25 protein-coding genes and 5 tRNA genes are annotated in these 26,973 nt (G+C 71.1%); 21 read left to right on the forward strand and 9 right to left on the reverse strand.

What is annotated here, in order from left to right:
* Positions 1 to 6 precede the first annotated feature (6 nt).
* The 6 genes from ACFYZZ_RS29715 (at position 7) to ACFYZZ_RS29740 (ending at position 1,289) form a co-directional block, all read left to right on the forward strand.
* A complete protein-coding gene (locus tag ACFYZZ_RS29715; RefSeq protein ID WP_389182249.1) occupies positions 7 to 738 on the forward strand; it encodes an HAD family hydrolase in 732 nt (243 codons plus the stop codon).
* Between the two features lie 90 nt (positions 739 to 828).
* A tRNA-Gln gene (locus ACFYZZ_RS29720) sits at positions 829 to 900 on the forward strand.
* A gap of 21 nt (positions 901 to 921) precedes the next feature.
* Positions 922 to 994, forward strand: a tRNA-Glu gene (locus tag ACFYZZ_RS29725).
* Between the two features lie 29 nt (positions 995 to 1,023).
* Positions 1,024 to 1,096 (forward strand) — tRNA-Glu (locus ACFYZZ_RS29730).
* 20 nt (positions 1,097 to 1,116) lie between these two features.
* Positions 1,117 to 1,188: transfer RNA gene (locus tag ACFYZZ_RS29735), tRNA-Gln, on the forward strand.
* A 28-nt stretch (positions 1,189 to 1,216) separates the two neighbouring features.
* Positions 1,217 to 1,289, forward strand: a tRNA-Glu gene (locus tag ACFYZZ_RS29740).
* A 53-nt stretch (positions 1,290 to 1,342) separates the two neighbouring features.
* On the opposite strand, the gene ACFYZZ_RS29745 is transcribed toward ACFYZZ_RS29740, so the two are convergent.
* Positions 1,343 to 1,990, reverse strand: a complete 648-nt coding sequence (locus ACFYZZ_RS29745) for a MerR family transcriptional regulator (protein WP_389182251.1) — start codon at positions 1,988 to 1,990, stop codon at positions 1,343 to 1,345.
* An 83-nt stretch (positions 1,991 to 2,073) separates the two neighbouring features.
* On the opposite strand from ACFYZZ_RS29745, the gene ACFYZZ_RS29750 reads away from it, so the two are divergent.
* Positions 2,074 to 2,583: a DUF4188 domain-containing protein gene (locus ACFYZZ_RS29750; RefSeq protein WP_389182254.1), complete on the forward strand. Its 510-nt coding sequence runs from the start codon at positions 2,074 to 2,076 to the stop codon at positions 2,581 to 2,583.
* A gap of 84 nt (positions 2,584 to 2,667) precedes the next feature.
* Here the strand turns inward: ACFYZZ_RS29750 and ndgR are convergent, their stop codons facing one another.
* Complete coding sequence (gene ndgR / locus ACFYZZ_RS29755) at positions 2,668 to 3,384, reverse strand: IclR family transcriptional regulator NdgR (protein WP_009320373.1); 717 nt, start codon at positions 3,382 to 3,384, stop codon at positions 2,668 to 2,670.
* Positions 3,385 to 3,593: 209 nt separating this feature from the next.
* Here ndgR and leuC point away from each other — a divergent pair, with 209 nt between their 5' ends.
* The 4 genes from leuC (at position 3,594) to ACFYZZ_RS29775 (ending at position 6,888) form a co-directional block, all read left to right on the forward strand.
* On the forward strand, positions 3,594 to 5,018 hold the full coding sequence (gene leuC / locus ACFYZZ_RS29760; RefSeq protein WP_386576522.1) for a 3-isopropylmalate dehydratase large subunit: 1,425 nt from the start codon (positions 3,594 to 3,596) through the stop codon (positions 5,016 to 5,018).
* Positions 5,019 to 5,023: 5 nt separating this feature from the next.
* Positions 5,024 to 5,617 (forward strand): 3-isopropylmalate dehydratase small subunit, encoded by a 594-nt coding sequence (leuD, locus tag ACFYZZ_RS29765; RefSeq protein WP_389182257.1) that lies wholly within the window; start codon positions 5,024 to 5,026, stop codon positions 5,615 to 5,617.
* A gap of 265 nt (positions 5,618 to 5,882) precedes the next feature.
* The gene (locus tag ACFYZZ_RS29770) at positions 5,883 to 6,113 is read left to right on the forward strand and encodes a hypothetical protein (protein WP_389182259.1); all 231 of its coding nucleotides are present in this window, start codon (positions 5,883 to 5,885) and stop codon (positions 6,111 to 6,113) included.
* Positions 6,114 to 6,249: 136 nt separating this feature from the next.
* Positions 6,250 to 6,888, forward strand: coding sequence for an HU family DNA-binding protein (locus ACFYZZ_RS29775; RefSeq protein ID WP_389182262.1), 639 nt, complete (start codon positions 6,250 to 6,252; stop codon positions 6,886 to 6,888).
* Between the two features lie 69 nt (positions 6,889 to 6,957).
* On the opposite strand, the gene ACFYZZ_RS29780 is transcribed toward ACFYZZ_RS29775, so the two are convergent.
* Both ACFYZZ_RS29780 and cofC read right to left on the reverse strand, forming a co-directional pair.
* Complete coding sequence (locus ACFYZZ_RS29780; RefSeq protein ID WP_386576518.1) at positions 6,958 to 7,161, reverse strand: hypothetical protein; 204 nt, start codon at positions 7,159 to 7,161, stop codon at positions 6,958 to 6,960.
* 283 nt (positions 7,162 to 7,444) lie between these two features.
* The gene (cofC, locus tag ACFYZZ_RS29785; RefSeq protein ID WP_389182265.1) at positions 7,445 to 8,083 is read right to left on the reverse strand and encodes a 2-phospho-L-lactate guanylyltransferase; all 639 of its coding nucleotides are present in this window, start codon (positions 8,081 to 8,083) and stop codon (positions 7,445 to 7,447) included.
* A gap of 154 nt (positions 8,084 to 8,237) precedes the next feature.
* Between cofC and ACFYZZ_RS29790 the strand changes: the two genes are divergently transcribed.
* The 3 genes from ACFYZZ_RS29790 to ACFYZZ_RS29800 are packed head-to-tail and all read left to right on the forward strand — an operon-like array spanning position 8,238 to position 11,256.
* The gene (locus ACFYZZ_RS29790) at positions 8,238 to 9,032 is read left to right on the forward strand and encodes a lysophospholipid acyltransferase family protein (RefSeq protein ID WP_389182267.1); all 795 of its coding nucleotides are present in this window, start codon (positions 8,238 to 8,240) and stop codon (positions 9,030 to 9,032) included.
* Positions 9,029 to 10,039 (forward strand): NAD(P)H-dependent glycerol-3-phosphate dehydrogenase, encoded by a 1,011-nt coding sequence (locus tag ACFYZZ_RS29795; RefSeq protein ID WP_389182270.1) that lies wholly within the window; start codon positions 9,029 to 9,031, stop codon positions 10,037 to 10,039. Before ACFYZZ_RS29790 ends, ACFYZZ_RS29795 begins: the two co-directional genes overlap by 4 nt.
* A 59-nt stretch (positions 10,040 to 10,098) precedes the next feature.
* Positions 10,099 to 11,256, forward strand: a complete 1,158-nt coding sequence (locus tag ACFYZZ_RS29800; RefSeq protein WP_389182273.1) for a D-alanine--D-alanine ligase family protein — start codon at positions 10,099 to 10,101, stop codon at positions 11,254 to 11,256.
* 15 nt (positions 11,257 to 11,271) lie between these two features.
* On the opposite strand, the gene ACFYZZ_RS29805 is transcribed toward ACFYZZ_RS29800, so the two are convergent.
* Both ACFYZZ_RS29805 and ACFYZZ_RS29810 read right to left on the reverse strand, forming a co-directional pair.
* Positions 11,272 to 11,787: a DUF3515 domain-containing protein gene (locus ACFYZZ_RS29805; RefSeq protein WP_389182276.1), complete on the reverse strand. Its 516-nt coding sequence runs from the start codon at positions 11,785 to 11,787 to the stop codon at positions 11,272 to 11,274.
* A 20-nt stretch (positions 11,788 to 11,807) separates the two neighbouring features.
* On the reverse strand, positions 11,808 to 12,041 hold the full coding sequence (locus tag ACFYZZ_RS29810) for an Lrp/AsnC family transcriptional regulator (RefSeq protein WP_003997603.1): 234 nt from the start codon (positions 12,039 to 12,041) through the stop codon (positions 11,808 to 11,810).
* A gap of 207 nt (positions 12,042 to 12,248) precedes the next feature.
* Between ACFYZZ_RS29810 and ACFYZZ_RS29815 the strand changes: the two genes are divergently transcribed.
* Positions 12,249 to 13,214, forward strand: coding sequence for a thiamine-phosphate kinase (locus ACFYZZ_RS29815; RefSeq protein WP_386576512.1), 966 nt, complete (start codon positions 12,249 to 12,251; stop codon positions 13,212 to 13,214).
* A complete protein-coding gene (gene thiD / locus ACFYZZ_RS29820) occupies positions 13,211 to 14,020 on the forward strand; it encodes a bifunctional hydroxymethylpyrimidine kinase/phosphomethylpyrimidine kinase (RefSeq protein ID WP_389182279.1) in 810 nt (269 codons plus the stop codon). The genes ACFYZZ_RS29815 and thiD overlap by 4 nt, the downstream gene beginning before the upstream one ends.
* 125 nt (positions 14,021 to 14,145) lie before the next feature.
* On the opposite strand, the gene rpmB is transcribed toward thiD, so the two are convergent.
* Positions 14,146 to 14,331, reverse strand: a complete 186-nt coding sequence (gene rpmB / locus ACFYZZ_RS29825; protein WP_009190838.1) for a 50S ribosomal protein L28 — start codon at positions 14,329 to 14,331, stop codon at positions 14,146 to 14,148.
* A gap of 256 nt (positions 14,332 to 14,587) precedes the next feature.
* Here rpmB and ACFYZZ_RS29830 point away from each other — a divergent pair, with 256 nt between their 5' ends.
* The gene (locus tag ACFYZZ_RS29830) at positions 14,588 to 16,294 is read left to right on the forward strand and encodes a DAK2 domain-containing protein (protein WP_389182282.1); all 1,707 of its coding nucleotides are present in this window, start codon (positions 14,588 to 14,590) and stop codon (positions 16,292 to 16,294) included.
* 12 nt (positions 16,295 to 16,306) lie between these two features.
* On the opposite strand, the gene ACFYZZ_RS29835 is transcribed toward ACFYZZ_RS29830, so the two are convergent.
* Both ACFYZZ_RS29835 and ACFYZZ_RS29840 read right to left on the reverse strand, forming a co-directional pair.
* Positions 16,307 to 19,270 (reverse strand): tetratricopeptide repeat protein, encoded by a 2,964-nt coding sequence (locus ACFYZZ_RS29835; protein WP_389182285.1) that lies wholly within the window; start codon positions 19,268 to 19,270, stop codon positions 16,307 to 16,309.
* Positions 19,270 to 21,096 carry an HSP90 family protein gene (locus tag ACFYZZ_RS29840; protein ID WP_389182287.1) on the reverse strand — a complete coding sequence of 609 codons (1,827 nt, stop codon included), beginning with the start codon at positions 21,094 to 21,096 and terminating at the stop codon, positions 19,270 to 19,272. The genes ACFYZZ_RS29835 and ACFYZZ_RS29840 overlap by 1 nt, the downstream gene beginning before the upstream one ends.
* 202 nt (positions 21,097 to 21,298) lie before the next feature.
* Between ACFYZZ_RS29840 and ACFYZZ_RS29845 the strand changes: the two genes are divergently transcribed.
* The 4 genes from ACFYZZ_RS29845 to ACFYZZ_RS29860 all read left to right on the forward strand — a co-directional run bounded on the left by ACFYZZ_RS29845 (position 21,299) and on the right by ACFYZZ_RS29860 (position 26,893).
* Entirely contained in the window at positions 21,299 to 24,523 is a 3,225-nt protein-coding gene (locus tag ACFYZZ_RS29845) for a helicase-related protein (RefSeq protein ID WP_389182290.1), read from the forward strand.
* 142 nt (positions 24,524 to 24,665) lie between these two features.
* Positions 24,666 to 25,253, forward strand: coding sequence for a 16S rRNA (guanine(966)-N(2))-methyltransferase RsmD (gene rsmD, locus ACFYZZ_RS29850; RefSeq protein WP_389182293.1), 588 nt, complete (start codon positions 24,666 to 24,668; stop codon positions 25,251 to 25,253).
* 26 nt (positions 25,254 to 25,279) lie between these two features.
* On the forward strand, positions 25,280 to 25,759 hold the full coding sequence (coaD, locus tag ACFYZZ_RS29855) for a pantetheine-phosphate adenylyltransferase (RefSeq protein ID WP_389182688.1): 480 nt from the start codon (positions 25,280 to 25,282) through the stop codon (positions 25,757 to 25,759).
* A gap of 57 nt (positions 25,760 to 25,816) precedes the next feature.
* Entirely contained in the window at positions 25,817 to 26,893 is a 1,077-nt protein-coding gene (locus ACFYZZ_RS29860; protein ID WP_389182295.1) for an ATP synthase F0 subunit B, read from the forward strand.
* Positions 26,894 to 26,973 lie beyond the last annotated feature (80 nt).

Genomic DNA, 26,973 nt, shown 5'->3' on the forward strand with positions numbered 1-26,973 from the left:
GATGCCATGACGATCCGAGCCGTCGTGTGGGACGTGGACGACACCCTCTTCGACTACACGACCGCGGACCGCGAGGGCATGCGGGCCCATCTGGCGGCGGAGGGCCTGCTCTCCGGGTACGAAAGCCCGGAGCAGGCGCTCGTGCGGTGGCGGGAGGTCACCGATCAGCAGTGGGCGCGCTTCTCGGCGGGGGAGGTGTCCTTCGAGGGGCAGCGGCGCGACCGCGTACGGGTCTTCCTGGAGCAGGAGCTGTCCGACGCCGAGGCCGACGTCTGGTTCCGGCGTTACATCGCTCACTACGAGGCCGCCTGGAGCCTGTTCCCGGACGTGCTGCCCGCCCTGGACGCCCTCGCCGCCAGCCACCGGCACGGGGTGCTGTCCAACTCCAGCCTCACGGTCCAGGAGCACAAGCTGCGCACCCTCGGCGTCCGCGACCGCTTCGAGAGCTTGCTGTGCGCCGCCGAGCTGGGCGTCTCCAAGCCGGAGGCCGGGGCGTTCCTCGCGGCCTGCGAGGCTCTCGACCTGCCCCCGCACGAGGTGGCGTACGTCGGCGATCACCCGGAGATCGACGGGCGGGGCGCGGCCGAAGCCGGGCTGCTGTCCGTCTGGATCGACCGCGGCGGAGTGTACGCGCAGGCCCCGGACACGGTGGCCGCACACCGGATCTCGACCCTCGCCGAACTCCCCGCGCTAGTCCATGCGGATACCCGTTTTGGAGCCCCGTCCACCTTCGGGTAATGTTCTTCCTGCGCCGAGGGGCGCGGGCCGAAAGGCCGGAGCCCCGAGGAGCAAGCTAGAACGAGAACCCCGCAGGGGCTTGAGTTCCAGTGGCCTATGGTGTAATTGGCAGCACGACTGATTCTGGTTCAGTTAGTCTTGGTTCGAGTCCAGGTAGGCCAGCTCGCAGAGCTCATCTGCAAAGCCCCCGTTGTGTAGCGGCCTAGCACGCTGCCCTCTCAAGGCAGTAGCGCCGGTTCGAATCCGGTCGGGGGTACTGATCTCGATCAACTTGAGATCGCTAGGGCCCCCGTTGTGTAGCGGCCTAGCACGCCGCCCTCTCAAGGCGGTAGCGCCGGTTCGAATCCGGTCGGGGGTACGACTGGTCTAAACCATCATTGGTCTATGGTGTAATTGGCAGCACGACTGATTCTGGTTCAGTTAGTCTTGGTTCGAGTCCAGGTAGACCAGCTCGGACCTGCGGAAACGCAGAGTCCACGCCCCCGTTGTGTAGCGGCCTAGCACGCCGCCCTCTCAAGGCGGTAGCGCCGGTTCGAATCCGGTCGGGGGTACAGGAAGAAGGCCCTTCGCTTCAGCGGAGGGCCTTCGTCGTGCCCGGCACCGGCTACTCGAAGCCGTACCGCCGCGTCGTCTCCTCCTCCTGGGCCAGCCGGTGCAGCGCCTGCAGCACCGGCTCGTTGAGGATCGCCCCCAGGATCGCGAACTCGATCCGCTCCTCCTCCTGCGACGAGTACGACTCCATGTTGTCCAGGTCGAGGACGGCTGTCCGGTACATCAACTCGGCATACGGCGTGAGCAGTTCGGACCCGAAGTCGTAGCCGAGCCGACGGAGCGCGGCCACCGACACCACCAGCGAGCGGTACGCGGGGGAGAGGGTCGTGAGCTGCTTGGCGTTCTCCCAGCCGAGCTGGTCCAGGAGGGCCGTGACCTCCTGGTGTGCGGCCTGGACGTACTCGTCCTCCTCGTCCGGCTCCGGCACCTGCGGCAGCGCCCACAGAGCCGCGCCCAGGCGGAGCGAGCGGCCCAGGGAGTCGTCGTCCACATGCCCGAGCACCTCGCGCACCTTCGCCACCGGCACCCGGCCGACCTGGATCATCGCCCGCACCAGCCGCAGCCGGCGCAGGTGCTCCTCGTCGTACTCGGCCGTCGTGGCGTTGACCTGGCGGCCCGGCGGCAACAGCCCTTCGCGCAGGTAGTACTTGATCGTCGCGGTGGACACACCGCTGCGCTCGCTGAGTTCCGCCAGCCGCATCTCTTGCGCTCCCTCTCGGATAACGGCACTATCCAAGCACCACTACTTGGATAGCTCCGCTCACCAACGAGGGGGAAGTGGTCATGGTGACCCGTACGACTGCTGATGCGAAGGGCGAGGTCGTCGTCCTGTTGATCGGCATGCGCATCAACCGCTTCTGGGCGGCGCACCTGTGGCTGCCGGTGATGCTCGCGATGCTCCGCATGCTGCGGGATCTGCGGAAGGAACCCGAGCGGGGTCTGCTCAGCCGCGTCCTGCTCACGGCCTCGCCGCGGACGTACTACGTCGTGCAGTACTGGGAGTCCAAGGAGAAGCTGTACGCCTACGCGACCGCGCCGGAGGCCTTCCATCACAAGGCCTGGGCACGCCTCAACCGCAAGGAGCGGGCCGGGAAGCTGCGCGGGCGGGTCGGCATCTGGCACGAGACGTACGTCGTGCCCGAGGGGTCGTACGAGGCGATCTACGGGGACATGCCGGCGTTCGGCCTCGCGGCCGCGCACGGTCAGATCCCGCTGGAGAAGCGGGGCCGGTACGCGAAGGACCGGTTCGCGCACCGGTCGCCGCAGGCGCCGGTGGCCGAGAAGACCGGCTGAACAGGAGGATCGGGGGAGCGAGGAGGGCCTGCCGCGGCGTTGAGGCAGGCCCTCCTCGGCGTCCCGGATTCCCGGAGACGGTGCTCAGCCCGAGCGGCGCAGGGCCTCCGACAGGCGGGCCGCCGCGTCGATGACCGCCTGGGCGTGCATACGGCCCGGGTGGCGTGTCAGGCGCTCGATGGGGCCGGAGACGGACACCGCGGCCACCACGCGGTTGGAGGGGCCGCGTACGGGCGCCGAGACGGACGCCACGCCCGGCTCGCGCTCGCCGATGGACTGGGCCCAGCCGCGGCGTCGTACGCCTGACAGGGCCGTCGCCGTGAAGCGGGCGCCCTGGAGCCCGCGGTGCAGCCGCTCCGGCTCCTCCCAGGCCATCAGGATCTGTGCCGAGGAGCCCGCCTTCATGGTCAGCGTGGAGCCGACCGGGACCGTGTCCCGCAGGCCGGACAGACGTTCCGCCGCGGCCACGCAGATCCGCATGTCACCCTGGCGACGGTAGAGCTGTGCACTCTCGCCGGTGACATCGCGGAGGTGGGTGAGCACGGGGCCCGCCGTCGCGAGCAGGCGGTCCTCGCCGGCCGCCGCCGCCAGTTCCGCGAGGCGCGGGCCGAGGATGAACCGGCCCTGCATGTCGCGTGCCACCATGCGGTGGTGTTCCAGGGCCACGGCCAGGCGGTGGGCCGTGGGTCTTGCCAGTCCGGTGGCTCCGACCAGACCCGCGAGGGTGGCCGGACCGGACTCCAGAGCGCTCAGGACGAGGGCCGCCTTGTCCAGAACGCCGACGCCGCTACTGTTGTCCATGAAACGATACTCACGTCTCACTCTGTGAAACGCAAGTTCAATTTTCCGTGGAACGCGCCACCCTGGAACCACACAGCGGCCCGCAGACCAACGGGCCTGGCGGTGGACGCCCGGAATCACGACTTCAGGGGCCCCTAAAAAGGCACAGCCGCCGCTGCCTCAAGATCTCTAGTTGGGCCGGTGGACGTTTGCCGGCCGGAGGGAAAGCGATGGGTAGGACACTCGCGGAGAAGGTCTGGGACGACCACGTCGTCCGGCGCGCCGAGGGCGAGCCCGACCTCCTCTACATCGATCTGCACCTGCTGCACGAGGTGACCAGCCCGCAGGCCTTCGACGGGCTCCGCAAGAGCGGCCGTCAGGTGCGACGTCTCGACCTCACCATCGCGACCGAGGACCACAACACCCCGACCCTCGACATCGACAAGCCCATCGCCGACCCGGTCTCCCGCGCCCAGCTGGAGACGCTGCGCAAGAACTGCGCCGAGTTCGGGGTGCGCCTGCACCCGCTGGGCGACGTCGAGCAGGGTGTCGTGCACGTCGTGGGTCCGCAGCTGGGTCTGACCCAGCCGGGCACCACCGTCGTCTGTGGCGACTCGCACACCTCCACGCACGGTGCCTTCGGCGCGCTGGCGTTCGGCATCGGCACCTCCCAGGTGGAGCACGTGCTGGCCACCCAGACGCTGCCGCTGGCCCGTCCGAAGACCATGGCCATCACGGTCGACGGTGAGCTGCCCGAGGGCGTCACCGCCAAGGACCTGATCCTGGCGATCATCGCCCGGATCGGTACCGGCGGCGGCCAGGGCTACATCCTGGAGTACCGCGGCTCCGCCATCGAGAAGCTCTCGATGGAGGCCCGGATGACCATCTGCAACATGTCGATCGAGGCCGGTGCCCGCGCGGGCATGATCGCCCCCGACGAGACCACCTTCGAGTACCTCAAGGGCCGTCCGCACGCCCCTGAGGGCGCCGACTGGGACGCCGCGGTCGAGTACTGGAAGACCCTGAAGACGGACGAGGACGCGGTCTTCGACGCCGAGGTCGTCATCAAGGCCGAGGAACTGTCGCCGTTCGTCACCTGGGGCACCAACCCCGGCCAGGGCGCGCCGCTTTCGGCCTCGGTCCCCGACCCGGCATCGTACGAAGACGCTTCGGAGCGCCTGGCCGCCGAAAAGGCCCTGGAATACATGGGGTTGGAGGCCGGTCAGCCGCTGCGCTCCATCAACGTGGACACCGTCTTCGTAGGCTCGTGCACCAACGGCCGTATCGAGGACCTGCGTGCCGCCGCGGACCTGCTGCGCGGCCGCAAAGTCGCCGACGGCGTACGGATGCTGGTCGTCCCGGGCTCCGCGCGGGTCGGTCTGCAGGCCGTCTCCGAGGGCCTGGACGTGGTCTTCAAGGAGGCCGGCGCCGAATGGCGGCACGCGGGCTGCTCGATGTGCCTCGGCATGAACCCCGACCAGCTGGCCCCGGGTGAGCGCTCCGCGTCCACCTCCAACCGCAACTTCGAGGGCCGGCAGGGCAAGGGCGGCCGTACCCACCTGGTGTCGCCGCAGGTCGCGGCCGCGACCGCCGTCCTGGGCCACCTGGCCTCGCCCGCCGACCTGTCCGACGCCCCTGCGCCCGCTGGAGTCTGAGAACCATGGAAGCCTTCACCACCCACACCGGCCGGGCCGTCCCGCTGCGCCGCAGCAACGTCGACACCGACCAGATCATCCCTGCTCACTGGCTCAAGAAGGTGACCCGGGACGGCTTCGAGGACGGGCTGTTCGAGGCCTGGCGCAAGGACGAGTCCTTCATCCTCAACCAGCCCGAGCGGCAGGGCGCCACCGTCCTGGTGGCCGGCCCCGACTTCGGCACCGGCTCCTCCCGTGAGCACGCCGTCTGGGCGCTGCAGAACTACGGCTTCAAGACCGTGATCTCCTCCCGCTTCGCGGACATCTTCCGGGGCAACTCGCTGAAGAACGGCCTGCTCACCGTGGTTCTCGACCAGAAGGTCGTGGACGCGCTGTGGGAGCTGACCGAGCGGGACCCGCAGGCCGAGATCACCGTCGACCTGGAGGCCCGCGAGGTGCGCGCCGAGGGCGTCACCGCCTCCTTCGAGCTGGACGAGAACTCCCGCTGGCGGCTGCTGAACGGCCTGGACGACATCTCCATCACCCTCCAGAACGAGGGCGACATCGCCGCCTACGAGGCCAAGCGGCCGGGCTACAAGCCGCGCACGCTCCAGATCTGATCCAGATCCCCCGACCGGGTCGAGATCCGGCCACCTCAACACCCTCTCCGTACCCCCGATCGCCACGATCGGGGGTACGGCCGTTTCTGCACCCGAACGGCTCCGCGCGTTCTCGCAGGTCCACTCAACTCCCCACGTTACGAAGGGTGTTGTCGGGGTACGCGAGTGTTGTGAACGCGGCTTCGGCAAGGGCCCGGAGGGCCTTTTGAGGCGGCAGTTATACCCTGCGCAGGCGACAACTCGCCCCAGATGGCACAATCTGTGCATGGAACACGACGGCCAACTCGAGCTCTATGCGGCGGTCGCGGACCAACTGAAGGAAGCGCACACAAGAGTGCGCGCACTGCAAGTCCCGGAGGGCGTACGGATGGCGCTGAACCGGAAGCTGCTGGTCATTACGGCCGCGGCCAAGCACGACATCGCCGACGCGGCAAGGCGCCTCGAGCGGTTCACCAAGGACCTCGACGAGGGTCGGATCCCCGACGAGGGCCGCTGAACAGCCCGAGATCACCGAGTCCGTTGCGGCACAAGGGTGATAAGCCCGTTTCGTGTTTGATTTGCGGTATATATCTGCCTAACGTGCGAAAAAGCTTGAACACTTTCGTTCTGGCGATGTCTCCGAAGGGGAAGACGTGAACAAGGCGCAGCTCGTAGAAGCGATTGCCGACAAGATGGGCGGCCGCCAGCAGGCCGCCGATGCTGTCGATCATGTCCTGGACGCCATCGTCCGCGCGGTCGTCGCGGGCGAGCGGGTCTCGGTCACCGGCTTCGGGTCCTTCGAGAAGGTGGACCGCCCCGCCCGCTACGCCCGTAACCCCCAGACGGGCGATCGGGTTCGGGTCAAGAAGACCTCCGTGCCCCGCTTCCGCGCGGGCCAGGGCTTCAAGGACCTGGTCAGCGGCTCGAAGAAGCTCCCGCGCGGCGGCGAGGTCGCCGTCAAGAAGGCGCCCAAGGGCAGCCTGACCGGCGGGGCTGCCGCGACGGTCAAGAAGGCCGCGGCCAAGAAGACCACCAAGGCGGCCGCGAAGAAGGTCACCGCCAAGAAGGCGGCGCCCGCGAAGAAGGTCACGGCGAAGAAGGTCACGGCGAAGAAGGTCGCCGCCAAGAAGACGACGGCGGCTGCGAAGAAGACCACGGCGAAGGCCGCCGCGAAGAAGACGACGGCCAAGAAGGCCCCGGCGAAGAAGGTCACCGCCAAGAAGGCCCCGGCCAAGAAGTCGACGGCCCGCAAGACCACCGCGAAGAAGGCCACTGCCCGCAAGGCGTCGTAAGTCGCCAGGGCATTCACGCGCCGGGCCGGACTCCCCTGGGGAGCCCGGCCCGCGGCGTTTTCCGGAGCCTCAGAGTGTCTGCAGGGTCACCAGCGTGATCCGCAGGCCGTCTCCGGCACCCTCCGTCTCGATCCGCACCCGCTGCCCGGGGCGCAGCAGCCGCAGCCCGCCCGCGTCGAACGCCGCCGCGTCGAAGGGAACCGGGGTGCCGTCGTCGAGGAGCACCTGCCCGGCGCGGGTTTCGGGGTCGTAGGTGTATGCGGTCGCCTGCATGACGGCCAGCCTAATGCCCGCGGTGGTTCGGGGGTGCGCCGTGGGGGCTGCGGGGCGGGTGCCGGGTGCGCTGTGGCTGGTCGCGCAGTTCCCCGCGCCCCTGGGGAGTTGCAGCCCCGTCGGCCGAATGCGCACCCTGCGTAGCTGCGGGCAGTCGTGCCGCTGGGGCGATGGGGGTCCCCCCTGCTCGAGCGAAGCCGAGAGCTTGGGGGAGGGTGGGCGCAGCGGCACCCCGCAAGCGCGGGCAAGTGGAACCCGCCCCCCAGCCCCCGCACCGGGCACCTCACAACCCCGGAATCAGTAACCCCGCCGAGACCGCCGCCGTGTGGGGCCCCACGCCCAGTGCCAGCGCCGCGCGCAGGTCCTCGCCGGTGTCCACGTCCTGGCGTACCGAATCGACCTCGGTGAGGGCGAGTTCCGTCGCGCCCGAGGTGCGGTGCCGGGACCGGGAATCCGTGCCGAAAGCGGGCCGCAATTCCTGGTCCGGGGCCGCGGCCAGCAGGGTGGTGCCGAGGGCGGCCGCGTCCGCGAGAAAGGCGCGCGGGAATTCGGCCGCGGCATCCAGCACCCGGGACAATTCCAGCGGGCGCAGAGCCGGGAGATCGGCGTTCAGGGCCGCCACCGCGGCGCGGTGGCGCATTTGCCGTACGGCGGCCGCACCGTGCGCCAGCGCGGCGTTCAGGCCGCTTGCCGGTGTGTCCGGGACGATTCGGGCGCCCAGCGCCGCCAGCTCCCGGCCGGCCAGCGCGTCGTCCGTGACTACCGCCACATCCGAAACCGCCGGACACGCCAGCGCCGCGGACACCGTGTCCTGCGCGAACGCGAGGGCCAGCCCGGGGCGCACCCCGTCGCCGGCGGTGTCGGAGAGCCTGCTCTTGGCCCGCGCCAAAGGCTTCAGGGGGATGACCAAGGACCACTGCACCGGCGTACCGCCCCTCTCTTGTCGCGCTCATTGTCGCCCGTGGCATCCGGCGCGCCGGGGGGTGGGGCGTACGGTGTTCTCGACAGACCGGCGGCCTGGGGCGACACTTGTGCGGCCCCCGGGCCCCGAGCAAGTCCTAGAGGAAGGTGTCCGCGTGTCCCGCCGCAGAATCGGGTTCTGGTACCGCTTCGCAGCGGTCCTCTGCAAACCGCCGCTGGTGGTTCTGATCAAGCGGGACTGGCGTGGAATGGAGCACATTCCGGCCGACGGCGGATTTATCACCGCGGTCAACCACAATTCCCACGTGGACCCCTTCGCGTACGCGCACTATCAGTACAACACCGGACGGGTTCCGCGATTCCTGGCGAAGAGCGGACTTTTCAAGAAGGGATTCGTCGGTGCCGCGATGCGCGGCACCGGGCAGATCCCCGTCTACCGCGAGAGCACGGACGCGCTCAGTGCTTTCCGGGCCGCCATCGAGGCCGTGGAGCGCGGCGAGTGCGTCGCCTTCTACCCCGAGGGCACCCTCACCCGTGACCCGGACGGCTGGCCGATGACCGCCAAGACCGGTGCCGCCCGGGTGGCCCTGCAGACCAAGTGCCCGGTGATCCCGATCGCCCAGTGGGGCTGCAACGAACTGCTGCCGCCCTACGCCAGCAAGCCCCACCTCTTCCCGCGCAAGACCCACCGGGTCCTCGCGGGCCCGCCGGTGGACCTCTCGCGTTTCTACGACCAGGAGATGACCCCGGAACTCCTCAAGGAGGCCACGGAGGTCATCATGGCCGCCATCACCCGCCAGCTGGAGGAGATCCGCGGCGAGAAGGCCCCCGCGTCGCCGTACGACCCGCGCCAGGAGCGGCTGGAGCAGCGGCGCCGCACCCAGGCGCAGGCGAGGCCGCAGCTGCAGGAGAACACGCAGGACAAGCAGACAGAAGGGCACGGTAAGTGAGCAAGCCTGTCCGGGCTGCCGTCATGGGCACCGGTTCGTGGGGCACCGCCTTCGGCATGGTCCTCGCCGACGCGGGCTGCGAGGTCACCCTGTGGGCCCGCCGCCCCGAGCTGGTCGAGGCGGTCAACTCGACGCGGACCAACCCCGACTACCTGCCCGGTGTCGAACTCCCGGAGAACCTGCGCGCCACCGCGGACGCCGCCGAGGCCCTGCGGGACGCGGACTTCACCGTCCTCGCCGTCCCCTCCCAGACCCTGCGCGCCAACCTCGCCGAGTGGACCCCGCTGCTCGCGCCCGGCACCGTGCTCGTCTCCCTGATGAAGGGCGTCGAACTCGGCTCCACCATGCGCATGAGCGAGGTCATCGACGACGTCGCCAAGGTCGGCGCCGACCGCATCGCCGTGGTCACCGGCCCCAACCTGGCCCGGGAGATCGCCGCCCGCATGCCGGCCGCCGCCGTGGTCGCCTGCACCGACGAGACGGTCGCCCAGCGGCTCCAGGCCGCCTGCCACACGCCGTACTTCCGGCCGTACACCAACACCGACGTGGTCGGCTGCGAACTCGGCGGCGCGGTCAAGAACGTCATCGGCCTCGCGGTCGGCATCGCCGACGGCATGGGCCTGGGCGACAACGCCAAGGGCTCGCTCATCACCCGCGGCCTCGCCGAGACCACCCGGCTCGGCATGGCGCTCGGCGCCGACCCGCTGACCTTCTCCGGCCTCGCGGGCCTCGGCGACCTGGTGGCCACCTGCTCCTCGCCGCTGTCCCGCAACCACACCTTCGGCACCAACCTCGGCAAGGGCATGACCCTGGAGGAGACCATCGCGGTCACCAAGCAGACCGCCGAGGGCGTCAAGTCCTGCGAGTCCGTGGCCGATCTGGCCCGCAGGCACGGTGTGGAGATGCCCATCACCGAGACGGTCGTGGACATCGTGCACGAGGGCAAGCCTCCGGTGGTCGCGCTGAAGGAGCTGATGTCGCGCAGTGCGAAGTCCGAGCGACGCTGAGCGAACCCCCTGAGGCGACGCTGTATCCGGGCTCTACCAACGGGTACTCTCAACGCGATATGAGCACCGAGAACCTCCCCCAGAGCCCTGAGCAGCCGTCCCGCAAGCCGCGCGTGGCCGTCGTGTTCGGCGGGCGCAGCTCCGAACACGGGATCTCCGTGGTCACCGCCGGCGCCGTCCTCAAGGCCATCGACCGGACGAAGTACGAGGTCCTGCCGATCGGTATCACCGCGGACGGCCGCTGGGCCCTCACGGCGGACGAGCCGGAGCGGATGGCCATCACCGACCGCCGTACCCCCAACGTGGCGGAACTGGCGGAGTCGAGCGAGGGCGGCGTGGTGCTCCCCGTCGACCCGGCCAGCCGCGAGGTCGTCTACAGCGAGCCCGGCTCCGTGCCCAAGGCCCTCGGCGAGGTCGACGTGGTCTTCCCGGTGCTGCACGGCCCGTACGGCGAGGACGGCACCCTCCAGGGCCTCCTGGAGCTGTCCGGCATCCCGTACGTGGGCGCGGGTGTGCTCGCCTCGGCCGTCGGCCAGGACAAGGAGTACATGAAGCGGGTGTTCACCTCCTTCGGGCTCAAGGTCGGCCCGTACGTGGTGATCCGGCCGCGCGAGTGGGCGCAGGACGAGTCCGCGGCCCGCAAGAAGATCGTCGACTTCGCCGGCGAGCACGGCTGGCCGCTGTTCGTGAAGCCCGCGCGCGCGGGTTCGTCGATCGGCATCACCAAGGTCGACGACCTCTCCGGCCTGGACGAGGCGATCGCCGAGGCGCAGCGGCACGACCCGAAGATCCTGGTGGAGGCCGCGCTGCGCGGCCGCGAGATCGAGTGCGGCGTCCTGGAGTTCGAGGACGGGCCGCGCGCCTCCGTGCCGGCCGAGATCCCGCCGCCGGACGCGCACGCGTACTACGACTTCGAGGCCAAGTACATCGACTCCACGCCCGGCATCGTCCCGGCGCCGCTCACCGACGAGGAGACCGCCGAGGTGCGGCGGCTCGCGGTCGAGGCGTTCGAGGCGGCGTCCTGCGAGGGCCTGGTCCGCGCGGACTTCTTCCTCACCGAGGACGGCGAGTTCGTGATCAACGAGATCAACACCATGCCCGGCTTCACGCCCATCTCGATGTACCCGCAGATGTGGCAGGCCACCGGCATCAGCTACCCGGAGCTGGTGGACCGCCTGGTGCAGGCCGCGCTGCGCCGCTCGACCGGGCTTCGCTGACCCGCACTACCGCTGTCAGCGCATGGAGGCGATCCCCTCGGGGATCGCCTCCTTCACGGCCGGCGCGATTCCGGTGAGCACCGGAGTGCCGTCCGGCCCGGACATCCCCTCGGGCAGGCTCACCTGCACATAGGCCACGCGGCCGGCCGTGGTGAACCGCCAGGTGCCGTCGCCCTGCTTCTCCATCAGCCAGTCGACGCCGTCGACCCCGCCGGCCATGGCGTCCCGGTCCTTGCCCTCGGCCACCTTCGGGTCGACCATCTTCGGCGGCCGTGCGACACCGCAGCGCAGTATGATCGCCGGGCTTCCCCAGCCCGCCGTGTAGGCGGACCGGGGCTCGGGGTCGTGACGTCCCCGTCCGTCCAGCTTCGCGGGCAGCACCCGGTGCAGATCCCGGCACACCTTCGCCGTGCTCGCGTCGGGGCTGGGAACCGCCACCGTGGCGCTGTCGTCTGCGCTTGAGCAGCCCGCGACCGCGATCAGCAGCACGGGCGCGAGCAGGCCGAGAGGCCGGTGACGGAAGATGTTCACCGGCCAAGCGTAGACGGGGGCTACAGGTGCACGACCGGGCAGGTCAGGGTGCGGGTGATGCCGTCCACTTGCTGGACCTTCGCGACCACCATGCGACCGAGGTCGTCGACGGTGTCGGCCTGAGCGCGCACGATGACGTCGTACGGACCCGTCACGTCCTCGGCCTGGATCACTCCAGGGATCTTGCTGATCGTCTCGGCGACGGTCGACGCCTTGCCGACCTCCGTCTGGATCAGGATGTACGCCTGTACCACGGAACCTCCAGGGCGGCCACGAGGATCATGTGGGGAAAAGGAACGCCACGGTATCGCGTCGCCGCTCCTCGCGGGGAGACCTGCGGGAACCGGGCTTGCGCGCCAGGGTGCAGGCACGACAGAAGTTGACGGTCACCTCGACCGTATCGGGGACACTGATGACGCGCGACCGGGCACAGGGCAAGGGACAGAAGGGGAGCAAGGGGCATGAAGGGCACTGTCGGTGAGCTGGGGGAGTTCGGGCTCATCAGGGAGCTCACCTCCCGTCTCACCACCACCCCGGCGGTCCGGATCGGCCCGGGCGACGACGCCGCGGTGGTCGCCGCGCCCGACCGACGGGTGGTTGCCAGCACCGACATCCTGCTGGAGGGGCGGCACTTCCGCCGCGACTGGTCCACGGCGTACGACGTCGGCCGCAAGGCGGCGGCGCAGAACCTCGCGGACATCGCCGCGATGGGCGCCGTACCGACCGCGCTGCTGCTCGGCCTGGTCGTCCCGGCCGAACTCCCGGTCACCTGGCCCAGCGAGCTGATGGACGGCCTGCGCGACGAGTGCCAGGTCGCGGGCGCCTCCGTGGTCGGCGGGGACGTCGTACGCGGGGACACGATCATGGTGTCGATCACCGCGCTCGGCGATCTGCGCAACCAGGAGCCGGTGACCCGCGGCGGAGCCCAGCCCGGCGACCTCGTGGCCGTCACGGGCTGGCTGGGCTGGTCCGCGGCCGGCTACGCGGTGCTCTCCCGCGGCTTCCGCTCCCCGCGCGCCTTCGTGGAGGCCCACCGGCGCCCCGAGCCGCCGTACCACGCGGGTCCGGCCGCCGCCGCGCTCGGCGCGACCGCGATGTGCGACGTGAGCGACGGACTGATTGCCGACCTCGGGCACATCGCCGAGGCCAGCAAGGTTCGTATCGACATCCGCTCCGGCGCGATCGACATCCCCACGCAGATGAACGACATCGGGCAGGCGGTCGGCGTGGACCCGCTGCAGTGGGTGCTGACCGGGGGAGAGGACCACGCGATCGTGGCGACCTTCCCGCCGGACGCCAAGCTGCCGGCCCGCTGGAAGGTCATCGGCGAGGTCCTCAACCCCTCGGCGCTGCCCCAGGTGACGGTCGACGGGGCGCCCTGGACCAGCAAGGGCGGCTGGGACCACTTCGGGGACATGGAGTCATGATTCCCCGGGTTCTCACGGTGGCCGGCTCCGACTCCGGCGGGGGCGCGGGCATCCAGGCCGACCTGAAGACCATGCTGGCGCTCGGTGTGCACGGGATGAGCGTGATCACGGCCGTGACCGCGCAGAACTCCCTGGGTGTGCAGGGCGCCTGGGAGCTGCCGGTTCAGGCCGTGCGGGCCCAGTTCCGCAGCGTCGTGGACGACATCGGCGTACAGGCCGTGAAGACCGGGATGCTGGCCTCGGCCGAACTGGTCGAGGCGGTCGCCGAATTGATCTCCGACACGGACGCGCCGGCCGTGGTGGACCCGGTGGGCGTCTCCAAGCACGGCGACCCGCTGCTGGCCGCCTCCGCGCTGGACTCGGTCCGCACGAAGCTCCTGCCGGCGGCGACCGTGGCGACGCCGAACCTCGACGAAGTGGCCCAACTCACGGGGGTCCACGTCGAGTCCGAGGACGATCTACGACGGGCCGCGGCGGCCGTGCTCGAGTACGGGCCGCGGTGGGCGCTGATCAAGGGCGGGCATCTGTCCGGGGACGCAGCGCGGGCCGGCGGGAACGAGGCAGTGGACCTGCTGACGGACGGCTCCGCGGAGTACTGGCTGCGGGCGCCCCGCCACGACAACCGGCACACGCACGGCACGGGCTGCACGCTCGCCTCCGCGGTCGCCTCGGGGCTGGCGAAGGGGCTGACCGTGCCGGAGGCCGTCACGGCGGCCAAGGAGTACGTGACCGGGGCGATCGCCGCCGGGTTCGCGCTGGGCGCGGGGATCGGGCCGGTGGATCACGGGTGGCGGTTCAGGAACTGAGCCGTTCGGGAACGGAACCGTTCAGGAACTGAACCGGGCGCGGGTACGGCAAAAAGCCGGTCCACCCTCAGGTGGACCGGCTCTGTGCAGCGAACCAGGCAGTGGCCGCGCGCTCAGCTGTAGCGTCAGCGCGAGACCTTGCCGGCCTTGATGCACGAGGTGCAAGCGTTCACGCGCTTCGGCGTCCCGCCGACCACGGTACGCACACGCTGGATGTTCGGGTTCCAGCGACGGGACGTACGGCGGTGCGAAAACGAGATGTTGTTGCCGAAGCCCGGCCCCTTGCCGCAGACGTCGCAGTTGGCAGCCACGGGTCACTCCAAAGACTTCAGATGCACTTACGGATAATCCCGGCAGGCCGGGATCGAGATCGCAGGATCAGAGATCTGGATGGCGTTGCCAGGGGAACGGCCCGATCTGGATCGGGCAACCGGAGCAGCATACAACGACTGCGCCAGCACAACGAAACTACCATGGCTGATCAGGGGCCCGCTCCCGGCCCTCTTCCGGAGCAACCCCCTCCGGGGTCTACGCTGCGTCCACGTCCAGCCAGTCAGGGAGGCGCAGGTGGCGCAGGTGCCGCAGACATTCTTCGATGCTCTCGCGGTGCGCACCTGGTGCGGTCTGGCGCTGGGGGCGCTGGGACGGGCGCGCGAGGAGATCGACGCGATCAACGTCTACCCCGTGGCCGACGGGGACACCGGGACCAACCTCTACCTGACGCTGGAGTCGGCGGCGACCGCCGTGGAGGCCGTGTTCGCCGGGTACGGGACGGGGGCGCAGGAGCCCTCGCTCGGTGACGCCGTGCACGCGATGGCCCACGGGGCGCTCATCGGGGCCCAGGGCAACTCCGGGACGATCCTCGCCCAGCTGCTGCGGGGCATGGCCCAGGTCCTCGCCGAGGCGGAGGCCCGTGACGGGTCCCGCATCGACGGCGCGGGGCTGCGGCTGGCCCTGCGGCAGGCCGCCGACTCCGCCCGCGAGGCCGTGGCCCACCCGGTCGAGGGCACGGTGCTGACGGTCGCCTCGGCCGCGGCGGACGCCGCCGAGGGAGCCGAGGGCGACTGCGGGACGGTCGCCCGGGCCGCCTACGAGGGCGCCAGGGCGGCCCTGGCGGCGACTCCGGGGCAGCTGGCCGTGCTGGAGCGGGCCGGGGTGGTCGACGCGGGCGGCCGAGGGCTCGTGGCCGTGCTGGGGGCGCTGGTGGAGGCGTGCACGGGGGAGGCGGTGCGCGAGGCCCCGAAGGCACCGGAAGCCGTCCCCGTAGCCGTGGCCGTTTCCGATTCCGACGCACCCGCGCGCGTGGAGGCCCTTTCCGAGGCGGACCTGTGCGCCGAGGGCGCCGAGGACGGCGGACCCGCCTACGAGGTGATCTATCTCCTGGAGGCCGGCGACGAGGCCGTGGCCCGGCTGCGGGAGCGGCTCGACACCCTCGGGGACTCCCTGGTCGTGGTCGGCGGCGACGGGCTGTGGAACGTCCATGTGCACGTCGACGACGCGGGCGCCGCCGTGGAGGCCGGCGTCGAGGCCGGCCGGCCGTACCGGATCCGGATCACGCACTTCGGGCTCGGCGACGTCCACACCGGCGGCGAGCGGCCGCCGCGGGAGCGCGCCCAGCGGGCGGTCGTCGCCGTCGTGCCCGGCGAGGGCCTGGCGGGGCTGTACACCGAGGCCGGCGCGACCGCCGTCCTCGCGCGCCCGGGGGAGCCGCCCGCCAGCGGGGAGCTGGTGCAGGCCGTACGGCGGGCCCACGCGCGCGAGGTCGTGCTGCTGCCCAACGACGCCGAGCTGCGCCACACGGCCGCCGCGGCCGCCGAGCAGGCCCGCACCGATGGCATCCGGGTCGCTCTGATCCCGACCCGCTCGGCCGTGCAGGGCATCGCCGCGCTCGCCGTGCACGCGCCGGAGCGCCGGTTCGACGAGGACGTCGTCCAGATGACCTCGGCGGCGGGCGCCACCCGCTACGCCGAGGTCGTCGTCGCGGAACGGCAGTCCTGGACGACGGCCGGCATCTGTCAGGCCGGGGACGTCCTGGGCCTGATCGACGGGGACGTGGCGGTGATCGGGCCGGACGTCACCGCCACCGCCGAGACCGTCCTGGACCGCATGCTCCAGGCCGGCGGCGAGCTGGTCACCCTCGTCGTGGGCGACGAGGCGCCCGAGAGCGTCGCCGACCGCCTGGAGGCACGCGTCCGCGAGTCCTACCTCGCTGTGGACACGGTGGTGTACCAGGGCGGCCGGCAGGGGGCGCTGCTGCTCATCGGCGTGGAGTGAACCGGCTCCGGGTCATTCCGGGTCATTCCCCGGCCGGTCCAGCCGGAGCATCTGCGTCGCCTCCGCCCGCCGCTCCCGCACGGTCTCGTCCGAGCCGTCGGCGCCTTCGTAGGCCGCGAGCACGCCACGCGCGCGTGCCACCGCCTCGGCGGGGCGGCCCAGCTCGGCCTCCAGCCAGCCCGCGGCCAGCTCGGCACCGGTACGGCCGTGCAGCCCCTGAGCGCCGAGCGTGCCGAACACCGTGGCCGCGCGGTCCAGCTGGGTCACCGCGGCCTCGAACGCGCTCTGGACCACCCCGCGTCGCTCCTCGTCCTCTGCGTCCTCCTCGGCCGCCGAGCGGGCCAGCAGGTCGCCGAACTGGCGGTGGGTGTTGCCGAGTTCCGCGGTGAGCTGCTCCCGGGCCGCCGGGTCCGCCGCGGCCTCCCGCGCACGCTCGCACGCGCGCACCGCCTCCGTCATCAGCTCCCGCGCGCCCTCCGCTCCGGCCTCCCCGCGCAGCGCCAGCCAGCCGCGGGCGCGCAGCGAGCGGACGAGGAAGTGCGGGTTGCCGAGCGAGCGCCACAGCTCGCCCGCGCGCGCGTAGGCCTGATCGGCCTCCTCCAGCAGCCCGGCGTTGCTCAGGGACTCGGCGGCGAGATGGGCGAGCGTGGCGTGGTCCTGCTGCTCGGGCCAGTGCCGGGCGATCTCGGCGGCCCGCAGCCGGTGTTCGGCCGCCTCCCGGTGCTCGCCCAGCTCGCTCAGACAGTCCCCGAGCCACCACTCGGCCTGTACGACGGCCCCGTCGCCGTGCGTCTCGGCGGACAGGTCGGGCAGCGCCGACTCCAGCACCTCGGCGGCCTCCGCACACCGCCCCTGGCGCAGCAGGAAGCCGCCCAGCTGATGCCGCGCCCAGACGCCCAGCGTGGCGCTCTCGCCCGCCTCGTCGGCCCAGTGCGCGGCCTGAAGGGCCTGCTCCGCCGCCTCCACGACCTCGTCCCGCAGGCCGAGCACCTCGGCGAGCTGGAGATGCAGCTGGGCCCGCCCGGCGGTCTCCACGTACGGCCCGCCGTGCTCCAGGGCGGCCCGCAGCGCCCGCTCGGCCTCGGCCGCATCGCCGCGCTGCTGCGCCAGCGCCGCGACCCGCACCTCGTACTCCACCGCGAACCACGGCAGCCCGGCGCCCACGTACTCGGCAGCGGCCTGCCGCAACAGGTCCGCCGTCCGTTCGAGGTCCCCGGACTCCCCGGCCAGCTCGGCGAGCATCGCCCGCGCCTCGGCAGCCCGCGCGGCCAGGCGCACGTCGTCGCCCGCCCGCCCGTCGACGAGCGCCAGCACTTCGAGCACGGCCCGTTCGGCCGCCGCCCGCACCTCCCGGCCCGCCGCGCCCTCGGTGCCTTCGTGCACCCCTCGCATCAGGATCCGCGCCCGGCTCATCACGACCGACGCCGTCTGCCGTACTCCGGTGGCGTCCTCGGCGTACAGCGCGAGGGCCTCGTCGTACAGCGCGGCGACCGTTGTCAGGGCCTCGTCCACCTCGCCCGTCAGCGCGCGTATGTACGCCCCGCGCGCGCGTGCCGCCAGGGCCTCCCCGGGGTCGCCCGCCTCCGCGTACAGCGCGGCGGCCTGTTCGAACAGGGCGATGCCCTCGGGGCCCTGGGCCATCGCCTCGTGGTCGGCTATCTCCGCGCGGTCGCGGGCGTCCAGCTCGGCCACCTCGGCGGCCCGTGCGACCGCCGCCCAGGCCTCCAGGGCGTGCGGCTGCAGGGTGTCCGACAGCCGGCGCGCCTGGGTGAGCAGGGCGGACAGGTCCGGCTCATCGGGAACCCCGGGCGCCTCGGGTGCCGGGGGCGGGGCCACGGGCTGCGGCGTGGAGCGCACCGTGCGCACGCCCAGCGGCAGCCGGTCCACCAGCGGGCGCTGGGCCATGCGCGCGCGGACACGGTCGCCGACGTACGACGTGCCGTTGCGCCGGTCGAACCGCCCGGCCAGTTCCAGCGCCTCCGCGCGCGCGTGGGCGGCCAGTTCCCGTGCCGTCCAGGACCGTCCGGCAGGACCCGGCACCTGCCGCTCGCCGAGCCCCAGCTCGGTCAGCCGGTCCGCCAGCAGCGTCACCACGGCCATGAAGTCCAGCCGGCTGCGCGGCTGCCCGGTGTCCGTGAAGTACGCCGGCCGCTGCGCGAGCAGCTCCAGACCGCGCGCCTCGTTGCCGGTGAGCGCGCAGAACTCCACGTGGTCCGCGTAGGCGCCCCGCATGCTCTCCATGGGGCGCACGAGGCGAAAGCCCCGCAGATGGTGGGCGCGGGCCTCGTCCAGGCGGCCCAGGCGCAGCAGGGGAGTCAGCGACGAGGCGAGGATCGTGTGCGGCTCGTGGGCGCAGCTGTACTCGCCCTCCAGCACCGGCCGCCACAACCCCAGCGCGTCCTCGTCCCGGCCGCGCTCGACCTGCCAGGTGCCCTGCCCGTGCAGCTCGCACGCGTGGCAGTCGGCCATCCGGTCCCGGTCCGCGGCCAGCCAGGCCCCGTACGCCCGCTCCGCGCGCTCCAGGTCGCCCATGTGCGCCGCGACACTGAACTCGGCGCTGCGCACCGCCCGTTCGGAGTGACCGGCGAGCCGGTAGCGGTGCTCCATCTCGCCGAGCCACTTCTCGATCGAGGCGAGCGGGATGTGCGGCTGGTCCAGCATGCCCGCCGACACCCACTTGAAGACCCAGTGCAGCGAGTGCGCCTCGTACTCGTCGAACTCCTCCGGATGTTCGTCCCACAGGCGCAGCAGCCGCGCGAACGGGACGAACATCCGGTCCTTCTCGGAGCTGTAGTTGTAGACCTTCAACTGGTGCCCGAGGGCCTCGATCACGGCGAGCGGGATGTTCAGCCGCTCGGCCTCGGCGAGCAGCTGCTCCGCGCGCGCGTTGCGCGCGGGACCCTCCGGCTGCTCGGAGTTCTCCGCCATCGCCCGGCGCAGCGCGTCGAAGTCCGTGCTCCCGTCGAGTTCACCCATCAGTGACCGTTCTCCCCGTGTGTGGCCCACTCCAGGAGGCCGATGAACGCCCGGTTGAGCAACGCCGAGTCGGCCGGCCTCAGCGGCCGCTGCGCCATCAGCAGCGCCTGCCCGTACAGCGACTCGGTGGCGGTGCCGATCAGCTCCGGGTCCCGCAGCGAACTGATCCTGCGGATCAGCGGGTTGAGATGGTTGAGCACCAGACGCGCGCGCGGGGCGCTGCCGCGCAGCGAGCCCAGGATGCCCGCCCACAGGTCGTCGGCCTGCTCCTCGGCCTCGGCCCGCGCCTGCTCGTGCCGGGCGGCCCGGTCGTCCAGGTGCAGCGCGGGCACGGACAGCGGGTGGAAGGCGCGCAGCACGACGTCACAGCCCAGCGGGTCGAGCTTCGCGCGCGCGGCCGCCAGGAAGCCGGACAGCGCCAGCTCCTCGGCCGGGTCCACCGCGTCCAGGTGCGCGGTCACGGTGTCCGCGTCCAGCTCGGCGACCACCGTCCCCGGCCGCACCGACGGCAGCGCCTCGACCAGCTCGCTGTCGTACGTGTAACCGCCGTTGACCACCCCGACGCCCTGCGCCGAGGCGATCGGCGCCACCTGCCGGTACTCCTCGACCGTCCGCGTGAAGTGCACCACCGGGTGCCGCTGCGCGAACTCCTCCAGGGACAGCTGCCCGTCGGTCGTCTCGAACGGCAGCCACGGCAGCATCGTGCGCAGCATGTCGCCGTCGTGCCGGGCCAGCGACTTCACACCCAGGTGATGCACGGCGAGGAACGCGGCCAGCCGCTCCGGATCGCCGGCCGCGAGCCCCGTGAGCCAGGACCGGATCCGCTCACCGAGCGCCTCCCGCACGGCGGCCAGGGTCTCGTCCTCGTACAGCGACTCGCGCGAGGCTGTGGGCCGCAGACTGTCGGTGTCCAGGACACAGCGCACGAAGAACGCCCAGTCGGGCAGCAGCTGTTCGGCTCGCTCGGTCAGCAGCATGCCCTTGAGGTGCACGCGGTGCGTGGCCCGCTGGGCCGGGCTGACCGCCGACGGCAGCACGTACGCCACCCCGCGGATCCCGGCCAGCGGCACGTCCAGCTCGATCGAGTCCAGCGGGGTGAAACCGAAGAGTTCGTGGCAGTGCCGGGCCAGCGCCACCCTTCGCGTGGCGGGACTCGGATAGGCGCGGTTCCAGGGCGCCGGGAGGTCCGTGACCGCCTCCTCGCCCACCCGGACGTCGTACGGCAGCAGCGAGCCGAAGTCCCGGGCCAGGGCGCGGACCCGCTCGGGCGCCAGCCACTCGGCCGCGCCGGCCCGGGCCACCAGGTGCACGGTGGTGCCCGGCTCGGGCCGCTCGGCGTCGGGCAGCGTCCGCACGGTGTACGAGCCGTCGTCGTGGGCCGTCCACTCCACGGGCGGGGCCTCGGGCGTACGCGCGCTGCGGCTGACCACCCGGATGCGCTCGGCGACCACGAAACAGGCCAGCAGGCCGATGCCGAACTGGCCGAGGAAGTCGGACCGGGCCTCCTGCAGGCCGTCCGCCCGCTTGGAACTGCGGCCGATCGTCGCCAGCAGGCTGTGCACGTCCGACTCGGTGAGCCCGATGCCGCTGTCCTCCACCCGCAGGGCGCCGTCCACGGCGTGCAGGCGCACCCGTGCCGGGGCACCCGGATCCTCGGCCCGGCGGGCGGTGATCGCGTCCACCGCGTTCTGCAGCAGCTCGCGCAGATAGACCTTGGGGCTGGAGTAGAGGTGATGGGAGAGCAGGTCCACCAGACCACGCAGGTCGACCTGGAACGTATGAGGTGACTGGGATGCCTGGGATGACTGTGGGGTCTGGGAGTCCATCGTCGCAGCGCCGGTGGGGGGAGCCTGCGTTCGGCGCGGGGTCGGGCGGTCCCGGATGGGGCGGTGACCGCGGGGGATGGCCGGAGCGCGCCATCCTAGGCCCGGAACAGCACCCCTGACCAGCGCTTCCGGGCACGTATACGGCACGAGGGCGCGGACCCGAGGGGGCACGTCTTCGGCATTGTCAGTGCGGTGGTGTGCAATGGATCTCGTGCCCGCACTGGAAGAACCACTGAAGAAGGTGCTCGGCCCCGCCACCGCGAAGGTGATGGCCGAGCACCTCGGCCTGCAGACCGTCGGCGACCTGCTGCACCACTACCCGCGCAGATACGAGGAGCGCGGCCAGCTCACGCACCTCGCCGACCTCCCCATGGACGAACATGTCACGGTGGTCGCCCAGGTCGCCGACGCCCGCCTGCACACCTTCGCCTCCGCCAAGGCCCCGCGCGGCAAGGGCCAGCGCCTGGAGGTCACCATCACGGACGGCAGCGGCCGGCTCCAACTGGTCTTCTTCGGCAACGGCGTTCACAAGCCCCACAAGGAACTGCTGCCGGGCACCCGCGCGATGTTCGCGGGCAAGGTCTCCGTCTTCAACCGCCGCCTCCAACTCGCCCACCCTGCCTACGAGTTGCTGCGCGGCGACGGCGACGAGACCGTCGAGACCTGGGCCGGCGCCCTGATCCCCATCTACCCGGCCACCGCCAAGCTGGAGTCCTGGAAGATCGGCAAGGCCGTCCAGACGGTGCTGCCCAGCGCCCAGGAGGTGCTCGACCCGCTGCCGCCCTCCCTCCGGGAGGGCCGGGGCCTGGTCACGCTCCCCGAGGCCCTGCTCAAGATCCACCGCCCGCACACCAAGGCCGACATCGCCGACGCCCGCGCCCGGCTGAAGTGGGACGAGGCCTTCGTCCTCCAGGTCGCCCTGGCCCGCCGCCGCCACGCCGACGCCCAACTCCCCGCCGTGCCGCGCCGGCCCAAGCCCGACGGAATCCTCACGGCCTTCGACGACCGCCTGCCCTTCACCCTCACCGAGGGCCAGCAGAAGGTCTCCAAGGAGATCTTCGACGACCTGGCGACGGAGCATCCGATGCACCGGCTGCTGCAGGGGGAAGTCGGATCGGGAAAGGCCCAGCCGCTGGACTCGCTTGTGCTGACACCCTCGGGTTTCCGGCGGATGGGCGACATGCAGGTAGGGGACACGGTCGTCACGCCCGCCGGAGAGATCGCCCTCATCGATGGAGTCTTTCCGCAAGGCGAGCGAGATGTGTGGCGCATCGTGCTTTCCGATGACAGTTCCGTGGAATGCGACGATGAACACCTCTGGATCGTTGGCACAAGTTGTGCCTGGCATCGCGGTCAGCCGCCCAAAGTGATGACCACACGGGAAATCCGTCACGACCTGTTCAAGGCCAACGGATCGTCGAAGTGGTACCTCCCGGCGGCGACTCCTGTGGACCTGGGCGACGACTCCGTACTTCCCCTCGACCCCTACCTGTTCGGGCTCCTGCTCGGTGACGGCTCATTCCGGCACAACCTGCGGATCTCCACCATCGACACGGAGATCCGTGACGCGGTGGGAGCTTCTGTGGGGCCTGAGTGCCGGCTCGTTCCGGTAACTGGTTCCCGGTGTGACTACACGATTCAGCTGACTCAGCGGTCGGGTGGAGTCCGCAATCCCGTCATCCAGATCCTGCGCGACCTGGGACTGTGGGGTCGGACTTCGCAGGGGAAGTTCATCCCCGAAGAATTCAAGAACACATCGATCAAGAACCGTCTCGCTCTCCTGCAGGGCCTCCTGGACACCGACGGCACTGTTGACGCAAACGGCATGAGTATTTCCCTGTGCTCGGCCTCGGTGAGGCTGGCGGAGGACGTCGCCTGGCTTGTGCGGTCGCTGGGCGGCCGGGCGCGCATCCTGCCCAAGAAGTCCGCCTTCAACGTCTCTGTGGCACTGCCGGACGAGTACGCCCCCTTCAGGCTCACCCGCAAGGCAGAGCGCGTCGGCCCGCGGCCGAAGTACAACAGTTTCCGGCGTGGGATCCGGGCGGTCGAGTACGTGGGGCGCAAGCCGGTCCAGTGCATCAGCGTCGCGCACCGCAGCCATGCCTATGTCACCGACCACTTCGCGGTGACGCACAACACGATGGTGGCCCTCCGCGCCATGCTCGCCGTCGTCGATGCGGGCGGCCAGGCGGCGATGCTCGCGCCCACCGAGGTGCTCGCCCAGCAGCACCACCGGTCGGTCGTCGAGATGATGGGCGAGCTGGCCGAGGGCGGCATGCTGGGCGGCGCCGAGCACGCCACCAAGGTCGTGCTGCTCACCGGCTCCATGGGCGCCGCCGCACGCCGTCAGGCGCTGCTCGATCTCGTCACCGCGGACGCCGGGATCGTGATCGGCACACACGCGCTGATCGAGGACAAGGTGCAGTTCCACGACCTCGGCCTGGTCGTCGTCGACGAACAGCACCGCTTCGGCGTGGAACAGCGCGACGCCCTGCGCGGCAAGGGCAAGCAGCCCCCGCACCTGCTGGTCATGACGGCCACCCCTATCCCGCGCACGGTCGCGATGACCGTCTTCGGCGACCTGGAGACCTCCGTCCTGGACCAGCTCCCGGCCGGCCGCTCCCCGATCGCCACCCACGTGGTCCCCGCCGCCGACAAGCCGCACTTCCTGGCCCGCGCCTGGGAGCGGGTGCGCGAGGAGGTGGAGAACGGCCATCAGGCGTACGTCGTCTGCCCCCGGATCGGCGACGACATCGACGAGGCGGCGGACCCGAAGAAGGCGAAGAAGTCCCCGGAGGACGAGGCCGAGAAGCGCCCGCCGCTGGCCGTCCTCGACGTGGCCGACCACCTGGCCAAGGGCCCCCTCCAGGGCCTCAGGGTCGAGATCCTCCACGGCCGTATGCACCCCGACGACAAGGACGCGGTCATGCGCCGCTTCGCCGCCGGCGAGACCGACGTCCTGGTCGCCACCACGGTCATCGAGGTCGGCGTGAACGTCCCGAACGCCACCGCCATGGTGATCATGGACGCCGACCGCTTCGGCGTCTCCCAGCTGCACCAGCTCCGCGGCCGCGTGGGCCGAGGCTCGGCCCCCGGCCTGTGCCTGCTGGTCACCGAGATGCCCGAGGCCAGCGCCGCCCGCCAGCGCCTGAACGCCGTGGCCTCCACCCTCGACGGCTTCGAACTCTCCCGTATCGACCTGGAGCAGCGCCGCGAGGGCGACGTCCTCGGCCAGGCCCAGTCCGGCGCCCGCACCAGCCTCCGGGTCCTGGCCGTGATCGAGGACGAGGAGGTCATCGCGGAGGCGAGAGAGGAGGCGGCGCAGGTCGTAGCGGCTGATCCTGACTTGGAGCACCTCCCAGGCCTACGCACAGCCTTGGATGCCCTCCTGGACGAGGAAAGGGAGCAGTACTTGGAAAAGGGGTGAGAGAGACTTTCCAAGGGGCGCGAGACAATACCGATATGCGGCGCCGCCGCGGTGGGGGTGCCCCCTGTTCGAGCGAAGCCGAGAACTTGGGGGAGCGACCAGCCACACTGAACGTGAACACACCCACAACCAAGGACCGAAGATGACCCGCGTGATCGCCGGCGCAGCCGGCGGACGTCGTCTCGCCGTGCCGCCAGGCACTGGCACCCGCCCCACCTCCGACCGCGCACGCGAGGGCCTCTTCTCCACCTGGCAGTCCCTCCTCGGCGGCCCCCTGGACGGCGAACGGGTCCTCGACCTCTACGCGGGCTCGGGCGCCGTAGGCCTGGAGGCCCTCTCCCGGGGCGCGAGCCACACGCTGCTCGTCGAGGCGGACGCCCGCGCCGCGAAGACCGTCCGCGAGAACGTGAAAAACCTGGGCCTCCCCGGCGCCGAGGTGAGGGCGGGCAAAGCGGAACAAGTGATCAGAACGGCACCTCCCGCCGAGCCGTACGACCTCGTCTTCCTCGACCCCCCGTACGTTGTCACAGATCACGATCTTCGCGAGATTCTCCTCACACTCCACTCCGAAGGCTGGCTCGCTGAGCAAGCGCTCGTCACCGTGGAGCGCAGCACCAGAGGCGGTGAATTCCACTGGCCGGACGGCTTCGAGGCCCTCCGGTCCCGTCGTTACGGCGAGGGAACGTTTTGGTACGGTCGCGCCGCCTCTACGTGCGAAGACGCACGATGACCGGACCGGAGAGCGAGGGATCACAAGTGCGCCGCGCCGTCTGTCCCGGGTCGTTCGACCCGATCACCAACGGACACCTCGACATCATCGCCCGCGCCTCCCGTCTGTACGACGAGGTCTACGTCGCGGTGATGATCAACAAGTCCAAGAAGGGCCTGTTCGAGATCGACGAGCGGATCGAGCTGATCCGCGAGGTCACCGCCGAGTACGGCAACGTGATCGTCGAGGCCTTCCACGGCCTCCTCGTCGACTACTGCAAGCAGCGCGACATCCCGGCCATCGTCAAGGGCCTGCGCGCGGTCAGCGACTTCGACTACGAGCTCCAGATGGCCCAGATGAACATGGGCCTCACGGGAGTCGAGACGCTGTTCGTGCCGACCAACCCGACCTACAGCTTCCTGTCCTCCTCGCTCGTCAAGGAGGTCGCGGCCTGGGGCGGCGACGTCTCCCACCTGGTGCCGCCCCCCGTCCTCGAGGCCCTCAACGCGCGTCTGCGCAAGGACTGAACGGGCTACAGTCGTCCCGTCCGTCTCCAACACAGCTGTAGAGAGTGGCGAGCACAGGTGGACGTCCAGAAGAAGCTCGACGAGATCGTCTCCACGGTCTCCGGCGCCCGGTCCATGCCCATGTCGGCGTCGTGCGTGGTCAACCGCGCCGAGCTGCTCGCGATGCTCGAAGAGGTGCGCCAGGCCCTGCCCGGCTCCCTCGCGCAGGCGCAGGAGCTGATCGGCGACCGCGAGCAGATGGTCGAGCAGGCCCGCCAGGAGGCCGAGCGGATCATCGGGAACGCGCACGCCGAACGCGGCTCGCTGATCTCCGACACCGAGATCGCCCGGCGCTCCCAGGCCGAGGCCGACCGGATCCTCGCCGAGGCCCGCACGGAGGCCGAGGAGGTCCGCGCCGAGGCCGACGACTACGTCGACTCCAAGCTCGCCAACTTCGAGGTCGTCCTCACCAAGACTCTCGGCTCGGTCGGCCGCGGCCGCGAGAAGCTGCTCGGCACCGGGCCCGGCCTGGACGAGAACGGCTACGAGGACGAGGACGCCCCCGAGCGCAGCCTGGACCCCGAGACCCTGCGCCACAACGCGGACGCCTACGTCGACGCCAAGCTGGGCGCCTTCGAGGCGGTCCTCGCCAAGACCCTGGATGCCGTCGGCCGCGGTCGGCAGAAGCTGCACGGCCGGATCGCCACGGACGACCTCGGCGCGCTCGCCGACGACACCACGACGTTCCAGCACTCCAGCGACGCCGACTACCTCGCCGACCTCGCGGCCCTCGCCGACACCCCGGCCGAGCGCCCGGCCCAGGCCCAGCCGGCTCAGCCTGCTCAGGCGCCGCAGCCGTTGTACGAGCCGCAGCCTGCCTACGGCTACCAGCAGCAGCCGGACCCGTACGCGGGCTTCCCGCAGCAGTCCGACTACGCCCAGCAGGACCCGTACGGCTACCAGCAGGCCGATCCCTACGCCGCCTACCAGGGCTACGACGCCCAGCAGGCCGGCTACGAGACTCAGCAGCCCCCTCAGCCCCAGCAGCAGCCCCAGTCCCAGCAGGGCTACGCTCTCGACGAGACGAGCCTCTTCGACACGAGCATGATCAGTGCGGAGCAGCTGCGCGCCTACGAGCAGGGCCGGGGCCTGTAGGACCTGTCCGATACGCCTCCGATGAGCGGTGGCCGGGTACCGGATTGGGCCCTGAGCGAAAGGTCCAGTATCCTGGCTCT

This window comes from Streptomyces sp. NPDC001816 (assembly GCF_042892235.1).
Classification (GTDB): domain Bacteria; phylum Actinomycetota; class Actinomycetes; order Streptomycetales; family Streptomycetaceae; genus Streptomyces.